This is a genomic window from Bartonella tamiae Th239 (genome assembly GCF_000278275.1).
Taxonomy (GTDB): Bacteria; Pseudomonadota; Alphaproteobacteria; order Rhizobiales; family Rhizobiaceae; genus Bartonella; species Bartonella tamiae.
The window spans coordinates 1,850,250-1,865,680 of the sequence record NZ_JH725147.1; the positions used below are offsets into that span (position 1 = coordinate 1,850,250).

General features: G+C 36.7%; 13 protein-coding genes. 4 read left to right on the top strand and 9 right to left on the bottom strand.

Going from position 1 to position 15,431, the window contains the following annotated elements:
• The first annotated feature begins 553 nt into the window (after positions 1-553).
• Both ME5_RS08340 and ME5_RS08345 read left to right on the top strand, forming a co-directional pair.
• A complete protein-coding gene (locus tag ME5_RS08340; protein WP_008040195.1) occupies positions 554-2,023 on the top strand; it encodes a glycoside hydrolase family 32 protein in 1,470 nt (489 codons plus the stop codon).
• A 203-nt stretch (positions 2,024-2,226) separates the two neighbouring features.
• Positions 2,227-3,489, top strand: coding sequence for an oligosaccharide MFS transporter (locus ME5_RS08345; protein WP_008040196.1), 1,263 nt, complete (start codon positions 2,227-2,229; stop codon positions 3,487-3,489).
• 179 nt (positions 3,490-3,668) lie between these two features.
• On the opposite strand, the gene ME5_RS08350 is transcribed toward ME5_RS08345, so the two are convergent.
• From ME5_RS08350 to ME5_RS08355, 3 genes are all read right to left on the bottom strand, one after another.
• Positions 3,669-4,619 carry a ketopantoate reductase family protein gene (locus ME5_RS08350; protein ID WP_008040197.1) on the bottom strand — a complete coding sequence of 317 codons (951 nt, stop codon included), beginning with the start codon at positions 4,617-4,619 and terminating at the stop codon, positions 3,669-3,671.
• Between the two features lie 197 nt (positions 4,620-4,816).
• The gene (locus tag ME5_RS10415) at positions 4,817-4,972 is read right to left on the bottom strand and encodes a hypothetical protein (protein WP_196793577.1); all 156 of its coding nucleotides are present in this window, start codon (positions 4,970-4,972) and stop codon (positions 4,817-4,819) included.
• A 782-nt stretch (positions 4,973-5,754) separates the two neighbouring features.
• The gene (locus ME5_RS08355; RefSeq protein WP_008040193.1) at positions 5,755-5,940 is read right to left on the bottom strand and encodes a hypothetical protein; all 186 of its coding nucleotides are present in this window, start codon (positions 5,938-5,940) and stop codon (positions 5,755-5,757) included.
• A 728-nt stretch (positions 5,941-6,668) separates the two neighbouring features.
• Here ME5_RS08355 and ME5_RS08360 point away from each other — a divergent pair.
• Entirely contained in the window at positions 6,669-7,220 is a 552-nt protein-coding gene (locus tag ME5_RS08360; protein ID WP_008040199.1) for a DUF924 family protein, read from the top strand.
• Between the two features lie 237 nt (positions 7,221-7,457).
• On the opposite strand, the gene ME5_RS08365 is transcribed toward ME5_RS08360, so the two are convergent.
• From ME5_RS08365 to ME5_RS08395, 5 genes are all read right to left on the bottom strand, one after another.
• The gene (locus tag ME5_RS08365) at positions 7,458-7,940 is read right to left on the bottom strand and encodes a carboxymuconolactone decarboxylase family protein (RefSeq protein ID WP_245256518.1); all 483 of its coding nucleotides are present in this window, start codon (positions 7,938-7,940) and stop codon (positions 7,458-7,460) included.
• Between the two features lie 191 nt (positions 7,941-8,131).
• Complete coding sequence (locus tag ME5_RS08370) at positions 8,132-8,473, bottom strand: hypothetical protein (RefSeq protein WP_008040201.1); 342 nt, start codon at positions 8,471-8,473, stop codon at positions 8,132-8,134.
• A gap of 1,357 nt (positions 8,474-9,830) precedes the next feature.
• A complete protein-coding gene (locus ME5_RS08380; RefSeq protein ID WP_245256519.1) occupies positions 9,831-10,640 on the bottom strand; it encodes an XRE family transcriptional regulator in 810 nt (269 codons plus the stop codon).
• A gap of 780 nt (positions 10,641-11,420) precedes the next feature.
• Complete coding sequence (sodC, locus tag ME5_RS08390) at positions 11,421-11,957, bottom strand: superoxide dismutase family protein (RefSeq protein ID WP_008040204.1); 537 nt, start codon at positions 11,955-11,957, stop codon at positions 11,421-11,423.
• A gap of 641 nt (positions 11,958-12,598) precedes the next feature.
• On the bottom strand, positions 12,599-12,889 hold the full coding sequence (locus ME5_RS08395) for a hypothetical protein (RefSeq protein ID WP_008040205.1): 291 nt from the start codon (positions 12,887-12,889) through the stop codon (positions 12,599-12,601).
• 601 nt (positions 12,890-13,490) lie between these two features.
• Between ME5_RS08395 and ME5_RS08400 the strand changes: the two genes are divergently transcribed.
• Positions 13,491-13,901 carry a hypothetical protein gene (locus ME5_RS08400; protein ID WP_008040206.1) on the top strand — a complete coding sequence of 137 codons (411 nt, stop codon included), beginning with the start codon at positions 13,491-13,493 and terminating at the stop codon, positions 13,899-13,901.
• Positions 13,902-14,610: 709 nt separating this feature from the next.
• Here the strand turns inward: ME5_RS08400 and ME5_RS08405 are convergent.
• Positions 14,611-15,273: a hypothetical protein gene (locus ME5_RS08405; RefSeq protein ID WP_008040207.1), complete on the bottom strand. Its 663-nt coding sequence runs from the start codon at positions 15,271-15,273 to the stop codon at positions 14,611-14,613.
• Positions 15,274-15,431: the final 158 nt, after the last annotated feature.

Sequence of the window (15,431 nt, forward strand, 5' to 3'; positions counted from 1 at the left end):
GCTCTTTCATGTGACTTTTTAAGTATGAAAAACCGTCATCTCATTATCACTTTTTGTTTCGACTCAGTCCTACTTTATTTTAATCTATTGACACAACAACCGCAAAAAAAGATGAAGAAGAAAGTAAAAAGCGCAACATATATCCTCTTTTTACCTTCTAACAAAGGTGAATTACTACCTCTTGTCACCTTTGCTTAGAAAAAAGGTGATTGGTAACTTTGTTAAGCTGCATTGAAAATATTTTTACTTTTTAAGGCTCCTCTTTTCGTTCTCAAAAAACATTCACATATCATTTCGATAAAATAAAGAAGCACTAAAGCCTAAACTTTTTAAAGACTTCATTGCTTTATTCCATAATCTCTTTTTCTCTTTTTAAAATCGATTGAAGTTGTGATGCAGAATTCATATTGACATTAGGGAGTTATGTCTATTGGATTAAGTCTTTCAAAAGACAATGATTGAAGATGATCATTTTAACTATGATTTAAGTGTTTATTCTTCAATATATACGTTTTATAATGATATATGCTTGTTTTACTGGAGGAGTATCGCAATGAGCAATCACACCGAAGACGCCACACGTTTTGTCACAGCGTTGAGCGAAAAAGTGAACAAACGTTATTATCCCAATTATCACCTCGCACCGCCTGCAGGCTGGATTAATGATCCCAATGGGTTAATCTTATTTAAAGGCGAATATCACGCTTTTTACCAGCATTATCCTTATAGTGGGCAACGTGGTCCCATGCATTGGGGACATGCGGTGAGCAAAGATCTTATCACATGGGAACACAAACCTGTCGCCTTTGCCCCTGGTGAAGGTGATGACCGCGATGGTGTTTTTTCTGGTTCTGCTGTGGATAATAATGGTGTTTTAACCATTCTTTATACTGGCCATGTTTTGCTTGAAGAGACACAAGACAGCAGCACAGCTCGTCAAGTACAAATGCTCGCCACAAGTGAAGATGGTATTCATTTTACCAAACATGGCACGGTGATTGAGCCGCCAGAACATGTCTATCATTTTCGCGATCCTAAAGTTTGGTGGGACGGCAAACAATGGAAAATGATTGTTGGTGCCAGCGAAGACAATCGCGGACAGGTTTGGATTTACCATTCTGATGATTTGCGCAATTGGCAGTTTGAACAGGTGCTTTTAAAAGCCAAAGACAATCAAGGTTGGATGTGGGAATGCCCTGATTTTGTTCAAATTGGTGATCGTTGGGTGTTGATTGTTTCGCCTATGGGCATGGAACGTGAAGGCTTTAAATATAACAATAAAATGCAGGTGGGCTATTTTGTTGGTCATTTTGAAAATAACACATTTGTAGTCGATCAAGATTTTACAGAATTAGATAATGGGCTTGATTTTTATGCGCCGCAATCTTTTTCTGGCACAGATGAGCCTATCATGTTTGGCTGGTTTTCCATGCCTGAAACACTCATTCCTGAACAAGAAGACCATTGGGCAAGCTGTTTCACCCTGCCACGCGTTTTAAGGCGTGATGGCAATGCATTATTGCAAGTACCACTACCTGCATTAAAAACATTGCGCCAAGACCACACACATTTTTCCAATATTGAATTGCGCAATCAAAATCTTCTCACGTCACTTCAAACACAAAGCTGCGAAATTTCCTTGCGTCTTAATCTTGTTGAAAGCAATGCCGAACGATACGGTATCATTGTCGGCAATAATGAAAAAACAGGCGAAGGTTTACGTATTTTGGTCAACAATCAAGATCGCCGCCTTTATCTTGACCGTAGCCTGATGAAAACTGGCTCTTTAGGGCAAAGAAGTATTCCACTTGAGGCGGGAGAGATATTGGATCTCACCATTTATGTCGATCAATCAACGTGCGAGATTTATGTCAATGGAGGAAAACACGTCTTAAGCTGCCGTTTTTATGGGCAAGATATTGGTCATTTGGCGCTTTTAGCGGAAAATGGCACGATGAAGGTTGAAACGCTCGATCATTGGAAAATGCGCAATATCTGGTTGCCTTATTTTACCAATATTTAAAGATCCATGACACGCTTATGCCCGTCCACAGCCTTCTGGCGATTAAAATTTATCCATCATATCTATTGATCGCCAGTTTGCATTTATAAGTCATATGCCAGTTGTGGCTAAGCGAGCATAACAGACTCGTCAAATATGGCAACATACATATACCAGTAATGGCAGCATACCATATGCCAATTCATAAGAGTGGGGAGGACTCGATGATAAACGTTACGCAAAGTCTAAGCTATTTTAAAAACAGGTATTACCGCTACGCATCGGGATATTCTGGTCTATTTTTTATTGCTTGGTCACTATGGTGGTCTCTTTATGCCATTTGGCTTAAAAATACAATCGGATTAACAGGTACCCAAGTGGGCATGCTTTATTCGGTCAATCAATTTACCAGCATTATTGTTATGATTGCTTATGGTATTTTACAAGATAAACTTGGTCTTCGCAAAAATCTGGTGTGGCTGATTGGCATAGTCATTGCGCTGACGGGCCCTTTTTTGATTTATATTTATGAACCGCTTTTACGTAATAATTTTATGATTGGTCTTATTATTGGCTCAATATTTTTTGGCTTAGGTTATTTGGCGGCGTCGGGGCTTCTTGAAAGCTTTACGGAAAAAATGGCTCGAGCTTTTAATTTTGAATATGGAACATCAAGGGCTTGGGGCTCATTTGGCTATGCTGTTGGTGCCTTATTTGCAGGAATATTTTTTACTATTAATCCGCATATCAATTTTTGGCTTGTTTCACTTTTTGGTGTCATATTTCTTATCATCAATACACGCTTTAAAAGCCAAGACGCCGTTGAAGTCACAAAAAATGCACAAAAAATTTCTGGTGAAGACTTCTTTGCCGTTTTTAAAAATCTCAAATTTTGGATTTTTGTTATTTTCATCACGGGAACTTGGTCTTTTTATAATGTTTACGATCAGCAAATGTTTCCACCCTTTTATCAAGGCTTGTTTGATTCAGAAGAAAAAGGCATACAGGTTTATGGCTATTTAAACTCGTTTCAAGTGGTTTTAGAAGCCATGGTTATGGCGACCATTCCTTTTTTCGTCAACAAAGTCGGGGCAAAATCAGCCCTTTTAACAGGCGGCGTAATTATGATCTGCCGTATTTTTGTTTCTGCCTCATCAGAAAGTATTTCTATCATTTCTTTTGTCAAACTTTTTCATGCTATTGAAGTGCCACTCTTTGTCATTGCGGTTTTTAAATATATCGTGTCAAATTTTGACTCTCGATTATCCGCCACGATTTATCTTATCGGCTTTCAAATTGCTAGCTCACTTGGTATTGTCATCCTATCAACACCTGTTGGCATGATGTTTGACGAATATGGTTATCACACTGTATTTTATTCATTTTCAGCGATTGTGGTTGTCATGTTGATTTTTGGATTTTTATTCTTAAGCAATGCCGATGATAAAAAACTGAATAAAGATCCTATAATTGAAAAAGGCTCCTAACCCAAACGGTCTCAAATCTCTTCCATCTTTTGTAGAGATTTGAGACACTTGCTCTTTAAAAGTTTTTTAGAATTTTATCATAACCACTTAAGACACGTTTTAATGATCATTCGACATGTTGCGATATAGCTTAAAAATACTGAAAATTTAATATTTTTTTGAAAAATATTTTTCAAAAATTAGTGTGATTGTCCTGCATTTTCCCGCGTAGAACGACGCTCTTCATAGGCTTTAACATGGGTATAAGCCAGTTCCAAAATAGGATGGTTTAAGCCATATTTTACAGCTCTTTGAACCATGTCACCCAAAATTTGATCCCCTTCTGTTGGTTTTCCAGATTCAATATCACGCAACATTGATGCGGTTGTTTTAGAGTGTGGATTAACTAAAAAAGTTTTGGTTTCATCAATTTTTTCAAGATCAAGCGGATACCCTTCCGCAGTGGCAACCAGATTATTACAGCGCAAGCATTCCATCATTTGCGCTTCGCCACCTTGAACACGCGTAATCTCGCCAACATTGGCGCGCATCAAACATGTCATACCAGCAAGTGTTGCAAGGCGGACCCATTTATCCCACATGCGCTGCATGGCATTATCCACAGCGCGCACTTTGAGCCCTTTTGCCCCTTCAAATAAATTGGCAAAAGAAGATGCACGCCCATCAACGCCCCCATCTTGGGCGCCAAAAAATCCCAAAGCATCAGAATTAAGATGGTGCACTACGCCATCAGCACCAAGCGTTGCTTGAATAACCACACAGCCTGCCATCACCTGATTGCGGCCAAATACAGCATTAAGCCGCTCCATATGCGCCATACCATTTAAGATTGGAAAAATAACCGTATCCGCTCCACAAGCGGGGCGGATAGATTCAATCGCACTGTCAAGATCATATGCTTTTGGTGTCAAAAATACAAAATCATAAAACTCTTTAAGCTGATCTTGTGTCATTGCGCGCACTTTAAGTTTTGCTTGTCCTGAAGGACTTTCAATAAGCAGACCATCACGCTCTAATTGTGCTTGACGGTTTTGGCGTACTAAAAAGGTAACATCATGGCCGTTTTCAGCCAGCCTACCTCCAAAATATCCGCCCACTGCTCCTGCCCCCAGAACCAAAATACGTGCCATAAAATATTACTCTCCATCGTAAAAAATCACGAGCAAGCATAAATGAAAATCATTTGCAAGAAAAGACGATTAATAAAGAAAAACCTGAAAGTATAAGCCATCAGGTTTCTATATCATAGCAAAAAGAAAACTGACTTATTACAGCGTGCGAGCAAACCACCGTCAAGATTGTGCATTTCCTGATAGCTCTCACCATGTTAGGAAACAGGAGAGTTCACAGGATGCCTCAACAATGTTGTGTTTTCAACCGAACCATCACCATAATAAAACCCTGCAGTTTTTGTGCTATGATCATAAGATGCCACACCCGCACGGACATATTGGTTTTTGAGACCCATTTTCAGGCGAACCATCGCCAAATGCATTGCCAGCAAAAGCCCTACCAACACTCATAAAAACAAGACTTGCTACAAGGACCTTTTTTTCATTTTTTTCTTTTTTTATAAAGCCGAAACAAAACATATCGCTAGCGTTTCAAGTTAGGATATCTTCATAACCTAGTGATTTCATCACTTTGACTTAAAAGTGATTTTGTCATCTCGACTTAAAATATATATGGAGAGGTCTTTGATTTCATGCCAATCATATCCTTGTTTATTGCTCACGCTTTTGTAATCTTTCAAACATGGTTTTGCATGACGATATAAAACATCAAAATGAATGAAGATAAAAAGACAAAAGCGATCCATGATAATCAAGCAGGCATGGGCTTTATGAGAGTATTTTGCCGCAATCGTATGATCTCTTTTGAGAGTGGTTTTTATAAGGAATTATTCGATGATTGTTTGTCCATATTTTTGCTGAAACTAAGCATTGCGCGCAATTTCCATCAAAAGCGCCTTTTTATCCTCATCTAAATTGCTGTAAAGCGTGATCAATTCCACCGCTTTATCTGTATCCAATTGAGAGCCTAAAGACAGCTCTTAATCGATAAATGCCATCAAAATCTGTGTAGCAAGGTTTAAAAATGGGGTGGATAATGCAGTGTGATCGACAGAATTATCATGAAAAATTCATATATAGCTGTGTCATAATATTGCGCTTTTTTTTGTAAATTAAAACTGCCAATATGATTTTTTTCTGCTTCCCATTTTTCATTTTTTTTCAAACTACACATTAAGAAAATGTGCCAATTCTAAACGGCTTTCGCCTTTTTGCATACGTATCGCGCAAGCGCTTTGCCAACAGCATCATCTACTTTATGCGCATTGTCATCTGTATCAATCTTGGCAACACATTTTGTCTTGGTGATAGGCTTTGGTTTTAAAACAGCTGATTTTGGTTTTCTAACAGCTTTTGTGTTGTGATCATCATCGCTCATGATCATCTTCCTTTAAAAAATACAGGGCATCCGCCGTATATGACACAAAGATGTCAGAGAGGTGGTAACTCAAGACAAACAGTCCAATTTATTCCGAACCCCGTTAGGGAAACCTTATTCATCGGCATCCCCAACACCATTTCCCCGAAGGGATAAGAAAGGGAGCACGCCATTGTTCCTGAAAAATATAATTTTGCGGGTCAAAAGACGATTTTTCTATATACGTTTTCTAGACTCAAAACAGGACGTCTTGCGCAAAGCTCACCCCTCCAAAAGTCGAGGCTTTATACGCAACTGTTCATTCGCTACAATAGGCAAAGGAATTTTCAAATCAATGAATAAGAAAAAGGCTTTTGCCCTTTCTCATAAAAGGCTTTCGCCTTTTTTATTCAATCATAATAAGAAAGAAGAAAACTGATAATCAACAATTCAATCTATTCCGCTCGTCTTTAAAAGAAAAATCCCTATTCATCGGCATGTTGAATATCTTTTTTTCATAAGGAAACAGTAAATTCTGTTTTTATAATCATTCTATTAACATCTCATGAGGCATATTTCTTCATGCTGGTCATAGGTTTGTTTGATTAATTTATCAAAGTATTAATAAACGCCTATGAAAACTGGGGATAGCCTTTAAAGAGCGTTAAATGCCCTTCTTCTGCCTTTATTTACAGTAAAATCAACCCAAGGTAGACTTGCATCTCGTATGGTAATACTGGAGTTGTAAAATGGACGAAATAACACTCAAGCCGAGAGATGTTCTCGATTTTTGGCTTGCGGCTGGTCGTGATCAATGGTTTGCTAAAAATGAAGCTTTTGATCAAACCATCACACAACGTTTTAAAAAATTATGGCAAAAAGCTTTGGCGGGACGCTTAAACCACTGGAGTGATGATGATGAGGGCCTTATGGCATTAATCTTAATCCTTGATCAATTTCCTCGCAATATGTTTCGTGATGATGCGCGAGCTTTTTGCAGCGATAAGCAAGCAAAAAAGTTTACAGAAAAAGCCTTAAATATTTCTCTTGATAAACGCGTCGATCCATCCTTACGCGGTTTTATCTATCTTCCGCTTGAGCATTCTGAACATATTGACGATCAAACAAGAAGTCTTGAACTGTTTCAAAAATTAGGCAATGACTCTATGTTGAGTTATGCGCAACTGCATTATGATATTATTGCAAAATTTGGTCGTTTTCCCCATCGTAACAAAGCCTTAGGACGGATCACAACGCCACAAGAACAAGACTTTCTCGATAATGGCGGTTTTAAAGGCTAAAAACCGTTGCATTTGATAAATCGTTATTTTGCCAAAACTATTATATTTTTTTAGTTTTTCGTTCTGTTTTGCATTAACAATTTTACGTTTTATGAACTTTCAAAGTCTTCTCGCGTCAGGTTTTTACATGCACACGAGTGCAAGCTTTTCTTAAAAAAGCGCTATACAGCTTACATCGAAACTCGCTAAAAAATGACAAAGTTTATTTATCGCAAGACAATCTTGTAATCGAATATGTTATGACAAATTGGCTTTTTCCAAACCATAAAGCTTATCGAAAGATCCCGGCTTAATTTTCGATGCAATCATAATACGGTTCCAACTATTGATAATCACGATGAGGTAAATGAGCTGACCAATTTCATCTGCTGAAAAATGATGTGTCAATTTTTCATAAAGTGAATCCGAAATGCCCTCTTCACCAAGTTTTGTCAAAACATGGGTTAATTCAAAAACAAGTTTTTCATTTTCAGTAAACAACTGGGATTCACGCCATACAGGAATGTGCATCATGCGCAATTCACGCTCACCATCAATTTTTGCTTCCTTCACATGCATATCTAAGCAAAATGCACATTTATTCAAATAAGAACTATAAATAAAAACCAAATGCTTTAATGTCTTATCGAGACTTAATGCATCAGCTTGATGAGAAAAATCACTCATCGCTTTGGCCAATGCAGGTTGTGTTTTAAATAAATCTACGCGACGTGTCATCATCAACTCCTCTTTATCCATTATTTCTAACAATATAGGGCTTAAAGAAATGTCATCCAATTAATGTTTTATCTTGATTATCTGCATTCATAGGTACGTTTCATAGGCATGTTTTATTTAATAAACGTGCCTTTAGCCAGATCAGTCGTTTTAATAAAGTGTGAGACGATCGAACGAATTTATGTTTTAAAGCTTTATAACACATCATGCCTTTTAAGCCGATTTTGAACAATATAGGGATCTTCGCTATACTCAAAATCCCATTCTTCAAATACACGAGCTTGAAAACTGTCGCTATTTTGTGCCTGATCGCGAATAATGGCGGCCAAACGCTGCACAAACGGGTCTAAACTGGCATCAGCGTCAATATAGCTATCGTCCATTTTATAATTGCGCAAAAAAACCGTATCAATACTGACATGATTGCGATAAATGCTGGCCAGCAAACGCGTTTCTAAATCTGGCACCAAAAGCGCCTCGCTATCACCATCAACAATCTGAGCTGTAAAATCAAATGTAGAAAAAGGAAGGGACATCGTTCTCTCCGCCTGAGGCTTACCTCTTAACAAGAAGGTTTTAACTATACGCATAATGCGTAAAAATACAAGGGTAAAAAATGCATAATGCGTATAAAACCTTGACAAATGATTCTTTTATGCGTATAGGAGTTTTCAGCAGTGACAGGGTGCAATTCCCTGCTGATACAAACTGCAAGCGCGGGTATCGAAAGTCCTCCGGTGCTGTCAGAAACAGAGGACGGGTTCGCCGAGAGGCACTCTGGCTTTGTCCCCTTTCTTTTTATTTTGGGACGGATTGGTTTTTATAAAACCAATGCCAAGGATACTCCTTACTTCATGGGATTTTGATTATTCCTATGGGGTAGGGGGTATCTGTGGCTTTTTTCCCCTTTTAGTCACCATAAAACCAATTTTCAGCTTCACTCAAAAGCGATCACATTCTTAAAAATAAAAGACCTTGATTTAAAAAAAAGAAAAGTGCCATTGTTAAAATGGAAAAACGTTTGATGCTTCTCACCACTCAAAATATCTTTCTTAAAAAAGATATTTAAAAATAACAGCAACGCGAGAAAATAAAAAAACGACCAAAGCTTATCCAAAACTCTAAACCATTATGCCAAGACACTCAAAAGTCGCAACCATAAACAGAACACTCAATATACATTTACCTCTTTAAAAATATGTGTGCGTCGATACAGTAAGCTTCAATAAAGCTAGAGTTGATAAAAGCACGTCTGATGAAATCAGTAATGAAATCGTGCCTGATGAAATCAGTGATCGAGTGAAATCAAAAAAGGGTTTAAAAAGTCAATTTTAAAAGCATTTTCAAGGAATTATCAGAAAAAGATCATAAAATTATTTTTTAAAAAGAACTATATCTGCCTCACTTGTCAGTCTTTACAGATTTTTTCTTTCCATATTACTTTTACATTCAGTCTCAATTTTAAAACTTCATAAAAGATTTGAACGAAAAGGGTCGTCAAAAGCTGTTTTTTACCTTTTTTACACACAGAGTGACCATTGATCACACTAATGCATGAAAATAAAGCACCATCAAAATTACAAAGAATACAATAAAGGAAAATTGTAAATATACTTATATTTATCAGCTATTTAAAAGAAAATAATGACTCATTTTCATAACAAACCATCAAAATATTTTTTTTAAAAAAAGAATCTAAAATCAAAGACTTCTGATAAAAAGCGGATTCTTTTTCTCAAAGCCCCCTCTCCTTTCTTATCGTCACTTAAAAGCTTAAAAAAGCGCGCATAGTCTATCAACACAAGTCTTATTGTTTAATAAAGATCGTTTATCACGACCATTCTTAGGCTTTTAGTGCTTAAAGAATCGGCTTAAAAGTGTTTTCAACCCTATTCACATTGCATCACCAGAAAGGGCAATATAATGAACCGATATCACCCTTTCATGATCAAAACACAATTTTTCACCGGGATTAAACTGTTCCAAAACCAATTCTTGCGCATTATGGCGTAAAAACATTTTAATAAAGGCTTGTGGTGCGCTGGCATGTTCATCCACCATAATTTGTGCCACGACAAAATCACCTTTTTTAACCCGCCTTGTCGGGTCACAATAGACAATTTCACCATCTCGATAACGCGGCCACATCGATTCACCCGACACCTGCACAGCATAAGCCTCATTGACATCACAAAGTTGCGGTGGGCACAAAACATCAAACAAAACATCACCATTAAACTCAAATTCACCATTCACGCCTGCAACGGCCTTTCCATAAACGGGCAAGCGACGGTCTCTATTAAATGAAACATTGCCCGCAATGCGGGCATTTGAAACAGGAATAAAATCACTTTCAGTGGATTCGGCAAATCCTGAATATTGTACGCCATTTTTGGAACTTAAGGAATGACGATCTTCTTTTTGCCACTTGCTTAAAAGTCGCAAACGCACATCGGGCAGACTTAAAGCCCAAACCTCATCTGCTTCAATCGGTGGATGCCCTTTACCCAAAAGCACACGCGCTAATTTTTCCGTCAAATCAATGGAAAAATATTCTTTATTAAACTCATCACTATTCTCATAACGCTGAATGCTAGAAGCCCGTTTATAGCCCATTGCTCGTGCCAATTCATCCATTGATAAGCCAGCACGCTCACGCAAATGCCGCATCTGTGTTGTGACTGAAAACATTGTTTTATCCATAAGCCTTTAAAATCCTGTGTTATTATACGCAAAATGCGTTTACGTTTTCCACGTTGACTTCTATACGCAATTTGCGTATAAAGGGTCAACTGAGTCGTCAACGCCACACATGAAGAAAAGTGCCATGCCAAATCATCACACTGCTGTGATCAAACATTCTCAATGCGCATCACAAAAAAAGCCTCGCAGGCAAAAACCAAAAAACTTTCCACTGAGGTGGGTCAAAAACCACACTGATAAAAACTTGTACTATAAAACCTATTGGCGCGCTGACGATACTAGTGATGATCTTGCCGCTACTAGGTAACCCCTTCGCTTAATCATACTATGCAAATAATAAAAACGGCTTTAAGAACCAAACTCAAAAAATGATTCATAGTCAATAATTTAGACACTCTTCATGACTCACTTTCTTAAACACTTCATGTCACGTATAAACTGCATTAAAAGAGTGAAAAAACAATTCAGCTGTGCAAGAGTACCTAAATTTTTGCCTTACTGCTTTAATCAATGAACGATCCATTATTCAAAAAAATAATCTTTTAAACAACACAAACACCCGTTTTTTTAAGTCATATGGACCAATATTTTAACGATGTATTGAGCTATTGTTAACGTCAAAAGTCATTAATGACGTTGATTGGCAGTATTGACATCAATTTCTTTTTCATTTGCGTTGGCTTTTAGAGCTTATGCTTAAACACAGGGGATGAATTTTAAAAAATGAAGATGTTCAGATTTTGCATGCATTTTTGAAAAACACGCTCACTCTTTCCATATTTACTCAATCACACCACACGCAAAGCGCGCCCCACCACCACCTAATGGTTTTGGTTTATCAGAATAATTGTCATGACCAACATGCACCATAAGAGCATGTCCATGTGTGACATCAAGTGTTTTTAGTTTTGGTGCCAAAACAGGCAATGTTGCATTGCCTTCACGGTCAACATAAAGAGATGGAAGATCACCTAAATGACCATTGTCATCCCACGGAGTAGAATGGCGCGATGTTTTCTTGGGATCAAGATGCCCTCCAGCTGCTCCTGCTGGTGTCACTTTGCCATCGCTTGTGGTCGGACCACAATCTGGATTTTCATGAATGTGAAAACCATAACTTCCTTGACGAAGCCCATGCAATTTTGGTGTAAAAACCAAACCATAAGGACTTTGGGTGATGCGTACATGACCAATTTCTGCACCTTGCCCTTTTTCAGTCGCTTCATGCAAAGTCACGTCAATTGATTGTGCTTGTGCTTGATAGGCTGGCAAAAAATATGGCACTGACATAAAAAAAATAGCAAAATAACGTTTCATTGAAAAACTCCTTTTCACGTAAACCAAATGTTTAAGAAACCAATAAGTTGCACATATACTCATAGGCTCATACATTTGAATGATAGAGCATGAGCTTAACACGGAAAAAGTAAATTTGAGTCTGATATTAAGAGCTTATAACGAAAACTTGATTCTTTATTGAAAGAGAAGTCTTATTTCATTCACCCATGCCAAATGCCTCTTCTACAGAATGATTTTGACAATGTTATGCTATGTGATGTGATTTTTTATTATGATATGTCTAACACGACAATTAACAAAAGATATCACCATTTTATTGGCAAAGCACCCCCTACATCTCACAAGCGATAAACGTCCCCTAGTCTCATCAAAATAGAGTCAATAAGCCGAAAGAAATTAAACTGTCTTTATAAAGAAAAAAACACTTTAAAGTCATGGGCGCATAAGACGAAAAAGCGTGATAAACAATGATGCGACATTCTCATCATACCATCGAACAAAAGCGTCATTAGTATTTTAAAAGCTACTCTTTTTTTATAAATTTGATGAGGACACTTCAAATCAAAACCTTCATCTTTGATAGTACAAATTATATTTTCCTTACTCACAATATAAAAAACCCCGCCTAAGCGGGGTTATTCTTAACCAATCCAAAAAGATTAGCTGTTTTGATTTAGAGGTGAGCCATCTCCAAAATGACGACCATCATTCATATGATGATATTGCGCTTTTGGAGTGTAAATATGACGGCTTTGGACATAGCTATCTTCACGGCTACCATCACCAAAATGGCCTGCAATATTTAACTGGGATTTTATTTCATGCTGAACCGCGCCTTGCTGACCTGCAACATAATTATTAGATGGTGAACCATCGCCAAATACAGGGCTTGCAAATGCAGAACCACCTGAAAGAACAACAAGACTTAGAGCTACGATTAATTTTTTCATTTTTATGACTCCTTTTTTTTGGCATATCACCAATCAATTTTTGCTTATTATACGGTGATAAGCGATATATAATCTTTTTAATTGTCAATGATAGATGGTGTTTGGTTTATAGATTGTCAATAATAAACTAACAATAAAATTGAAAATCTGAATAATTTTTCATCACCATCCTAGTTTTAATAGTTCTTAACTTATATGGCGATGAAGTTTAGAAAATTCAACCGTTCATAGAATAATTATAAAAAAAGGATAATTAAGCACAGTATCGACGGATAAAGCCTTTTCTCTTGCCCTTTGAAATTCTAGGGTTTTAGCAAAAACTCTGTCACAATACAAAAATATGACATCCTTGTTACAAAAATAACTGTCGCAATTTATGCCTTTTTATGCTAGACATTTTGCTATCGTGAAAACAGTTCTATCCACACTGATTTTTTTCAAGCAAAGAGTTTAATAAACATAAAAGATTATAAGAAAAAAACGACTTTGTCGTATGGCAAAAGCTTTTAGCCTTTTAAAGTGGATATAAAATTTAAAGAAGCTTTACACTCTTATAGAGGCAAATTTATCATCGACCTTTTCAATACATTAGGTATATGGAATGAAAAAAACACTTATACCAGATGAGGAGATTTTAGCGCTTGTCAAAAGCCTAGGAGAAGCGCAAGCGACCAAACGTGAAATGGCACAATATTTAACTCTCTCGCCCGCAGTTTTGGAAAGCGCATTTAAACGCCATAAAATTTTGCAAGAAACCTATGATAAAGCAAAAATAAGTGGACTGATCGCCCTTAAAAAAGCACAGCTTAAACTTGCCCAAACCAATGCAACCATGGCCATTTGGCTTGGCAAGCAATATCTAAAACAAAAAGATAAACATGACATTAGCGCATCTGAAGCAACACCTTTCATCTTAGAGCGGATTGAACATATTATTATTGACCCTCAAAACGATAAAAACTTGAAAGAAGATCATCACACAACAAAAATATCAAAAGAAAAATCTACATAATAATAGTATTGTGAAGCCTTCTTGTGGCATAAAGAAACTTCTAAAAAGAAACGTGTTGCGGTCAAAAAACGAGATATTTAAGCGCAAGACAGTCAAAAAAGTGTTCTAGTTCTAAAAAATGGTATGGTCTTTGGTAAAAAGACGTGTGAAAGCTCTGCTAAGACCCCATTCAATGCGTTAAAATTCTATAATAAGCAGTAAAAATATGAAAGAAAGCGATAACTGGATAAACGATCCATTTTACCTTTTCTGACAAAGCCCATTGAAGCGGTTTATGTGCTTTGTATATGGAAAATTTTAGCGTTTTTACTTGTCAAGAATCTTTAAAATTAGTCATAATTTCTTCAGCTCTTTCTTTGTTCTTGCATAAATTTTTTCCATAGCATTTGTTAAAATGAATGGGGCTTGAAGCTAAAAATTTAGATAATCAGATTGATGCAAAATTTTGATAAAATTTATCAGTAAGAGTATTCAAAATATATTTTTTAAAAAAATACACGACTCCATTTCGACTTTAATCCCAATTCAATGTTGCTCATAATATAGGAATAGAAAAACACACTGATCACAAATGTTATAATAAAAAAGACCACACCCAATAAAAGGCGTGGTCATTGATAACAACAAACATGTCAATCAAAAGACAACACTTTGTCTTATGGACTAGATTTAAAAAAGTAAGATTTATAAAATTTAGCCCATCAATGTTTTAAAATTTTGGTGTAAAACCACTTTCTTTTAAGATGTTATAATAGGTGCCATAACGGGCAGAGTCTTTTAAAGAAATATAAACATCAGCGACCGATTGACCATTGGCATTCATGGTTAAAACCGCGCGCATGATGACACCACAATCCTTATCAGGTTCTTGACCTACTGGTTTATAACATTGTTCAGATGTTTTGGAAGAATTTTCAATCCAATCCATGCTATGTGCTTGAGTACCAATTTGCGCTTCATGTGCATTGCCAAATTGACGGATCAAGTTTTGCTTGACCTCTTCAAGGCTCGGCTGTGGCGCACCATTCGAATAGACAATATTGCGCAAAATGAGTAAAGGCAGCTCATTTTCAGAATCTGTTTGCGTAAAAAAAGCAATATCATCCAAAGGTTTTTGTGAATCATAACCCACATTATTAGGATTATTTATGCTAAAGGCTGTAACAATTGCATCAGACCCCATAGGCAAGATATCTTGTTTTGCATTGGAAAATTTTTCTTGGACTTGCTTTTTAAAAGCACCAAGAGTGGTATTTGTTGTAAATCCTTCGATATCCATTTTGTTTTGCGCATGATCACGCATAAAAAAGAAAACAGCAACGGCGGCTACAATAACAATGATAACACTGATAAGAATTAAAATTTTGCGCATGAATGCTCTCCAAGCATAAAATAAATTTAAATTGCGATAGCCTTATACGTCTGTTATAGCAAACGTCAAGAATAAGCGCTTTGTTATAGACAAGAATTCATTCTTATTCCTTTATGGTAAAATAAAAATTATTTATGTTTTATAATGTTTTTGCTTCT

Excerpts from the sequence above, each read along its gene's own strand:
- ME5_RS08395 (WP_008040205.1), bottom strand. The coding sequence starts at position 12,889 with ATGAAAAAATTAATCGTAGCTCTAAGTCTTGTTGTTCTTTCAGGTGGT.
- ME5_RS08400 (WP_008040206.1), top strand. The coding sequence starts at position 13,491 with ATGAAAAAAACACTTATACCAGATGAGGAGATTTTAGCGCTTGTCAAA.
- ME5_RS08370 (WP_008040201.1), bottom strand. The coding sequence starts at position 8,473 with ATGTCCCTTCCTTTTTCTACATTTGATTTTACAGCTCAGATTGTTGAT.
- sodC (WP_008040204.1), bottom strand. The coding sequence starts at position 11,957 with ATGAAACGTTATTTTGCTATTTTTTTTATGTCAGTGCCATATTTTTTG.
- ME5_RS08355 (WP_008040193.1), bottom strand. The coding sequence starts at position 5,940 with ATGAGCGATGATGATCACAACACAAAAGCTGTTAGAAAACCAAAATCA.
- ME5_RS08365 (WP_245256518.1), bottom strand. The coding sequence starts at position 7,940 with ATGATGACACGTCGCGTAGATTTATTTAAAACACAACCTGCATTGGCC.
- ME5_RS08360 (WP_008040199.1), top strand. The coding sequence starts at position 6,669 with ATGGACGAAATAACACTCAAGCCGAGAGATGTTCTCGATTTTTGGCTT.
- ME5_RS08340 (WP_008040195.1), top strand. The coding sequence starts at position 554 with ATGAGCAATCACACCGAAGACGCCACACGTTTTGTCACAGCGTTGAGC.
- ME5_RS10415 (WP_196793577.1), bottom strand. The coding sequence starts at position 4,972 with ATGGTTCGCCTGAAAATGGGTCTCAAAAACCAATATGTCCGTGCGGGT.
- ME5_RS08350 (WP_008040197.1), bottom strand. The coding sequence starts at position 4,619 with ATGGCACGTATTTTGGTTCTGGGGGCAGGAGCAGTGGGCGGATATTTT.
- ME5_RS08345 (WP_008040196.1), top strand. The coding sequence starts at position 2,227 with ATGATAAACGTTACGCAAAGTCTAAGCTATTTTAAAAACAGGTATTAC.
- ME5_RS08380 (WP_245256519.1), bottom strand. The coding sequence starts at position 10,640 with ATGGATAAAACAATGTTTTCAGTCACAACACAGATGCGGCATTTGCGT.
- ME5_RS08405 (WP_008040207.1), bottom strand. The coding sequence starts at position 15,273 with ATGCGCAAAATTTTAATTCTTATCAGTGTTATCATTGTTATTGTAGCC.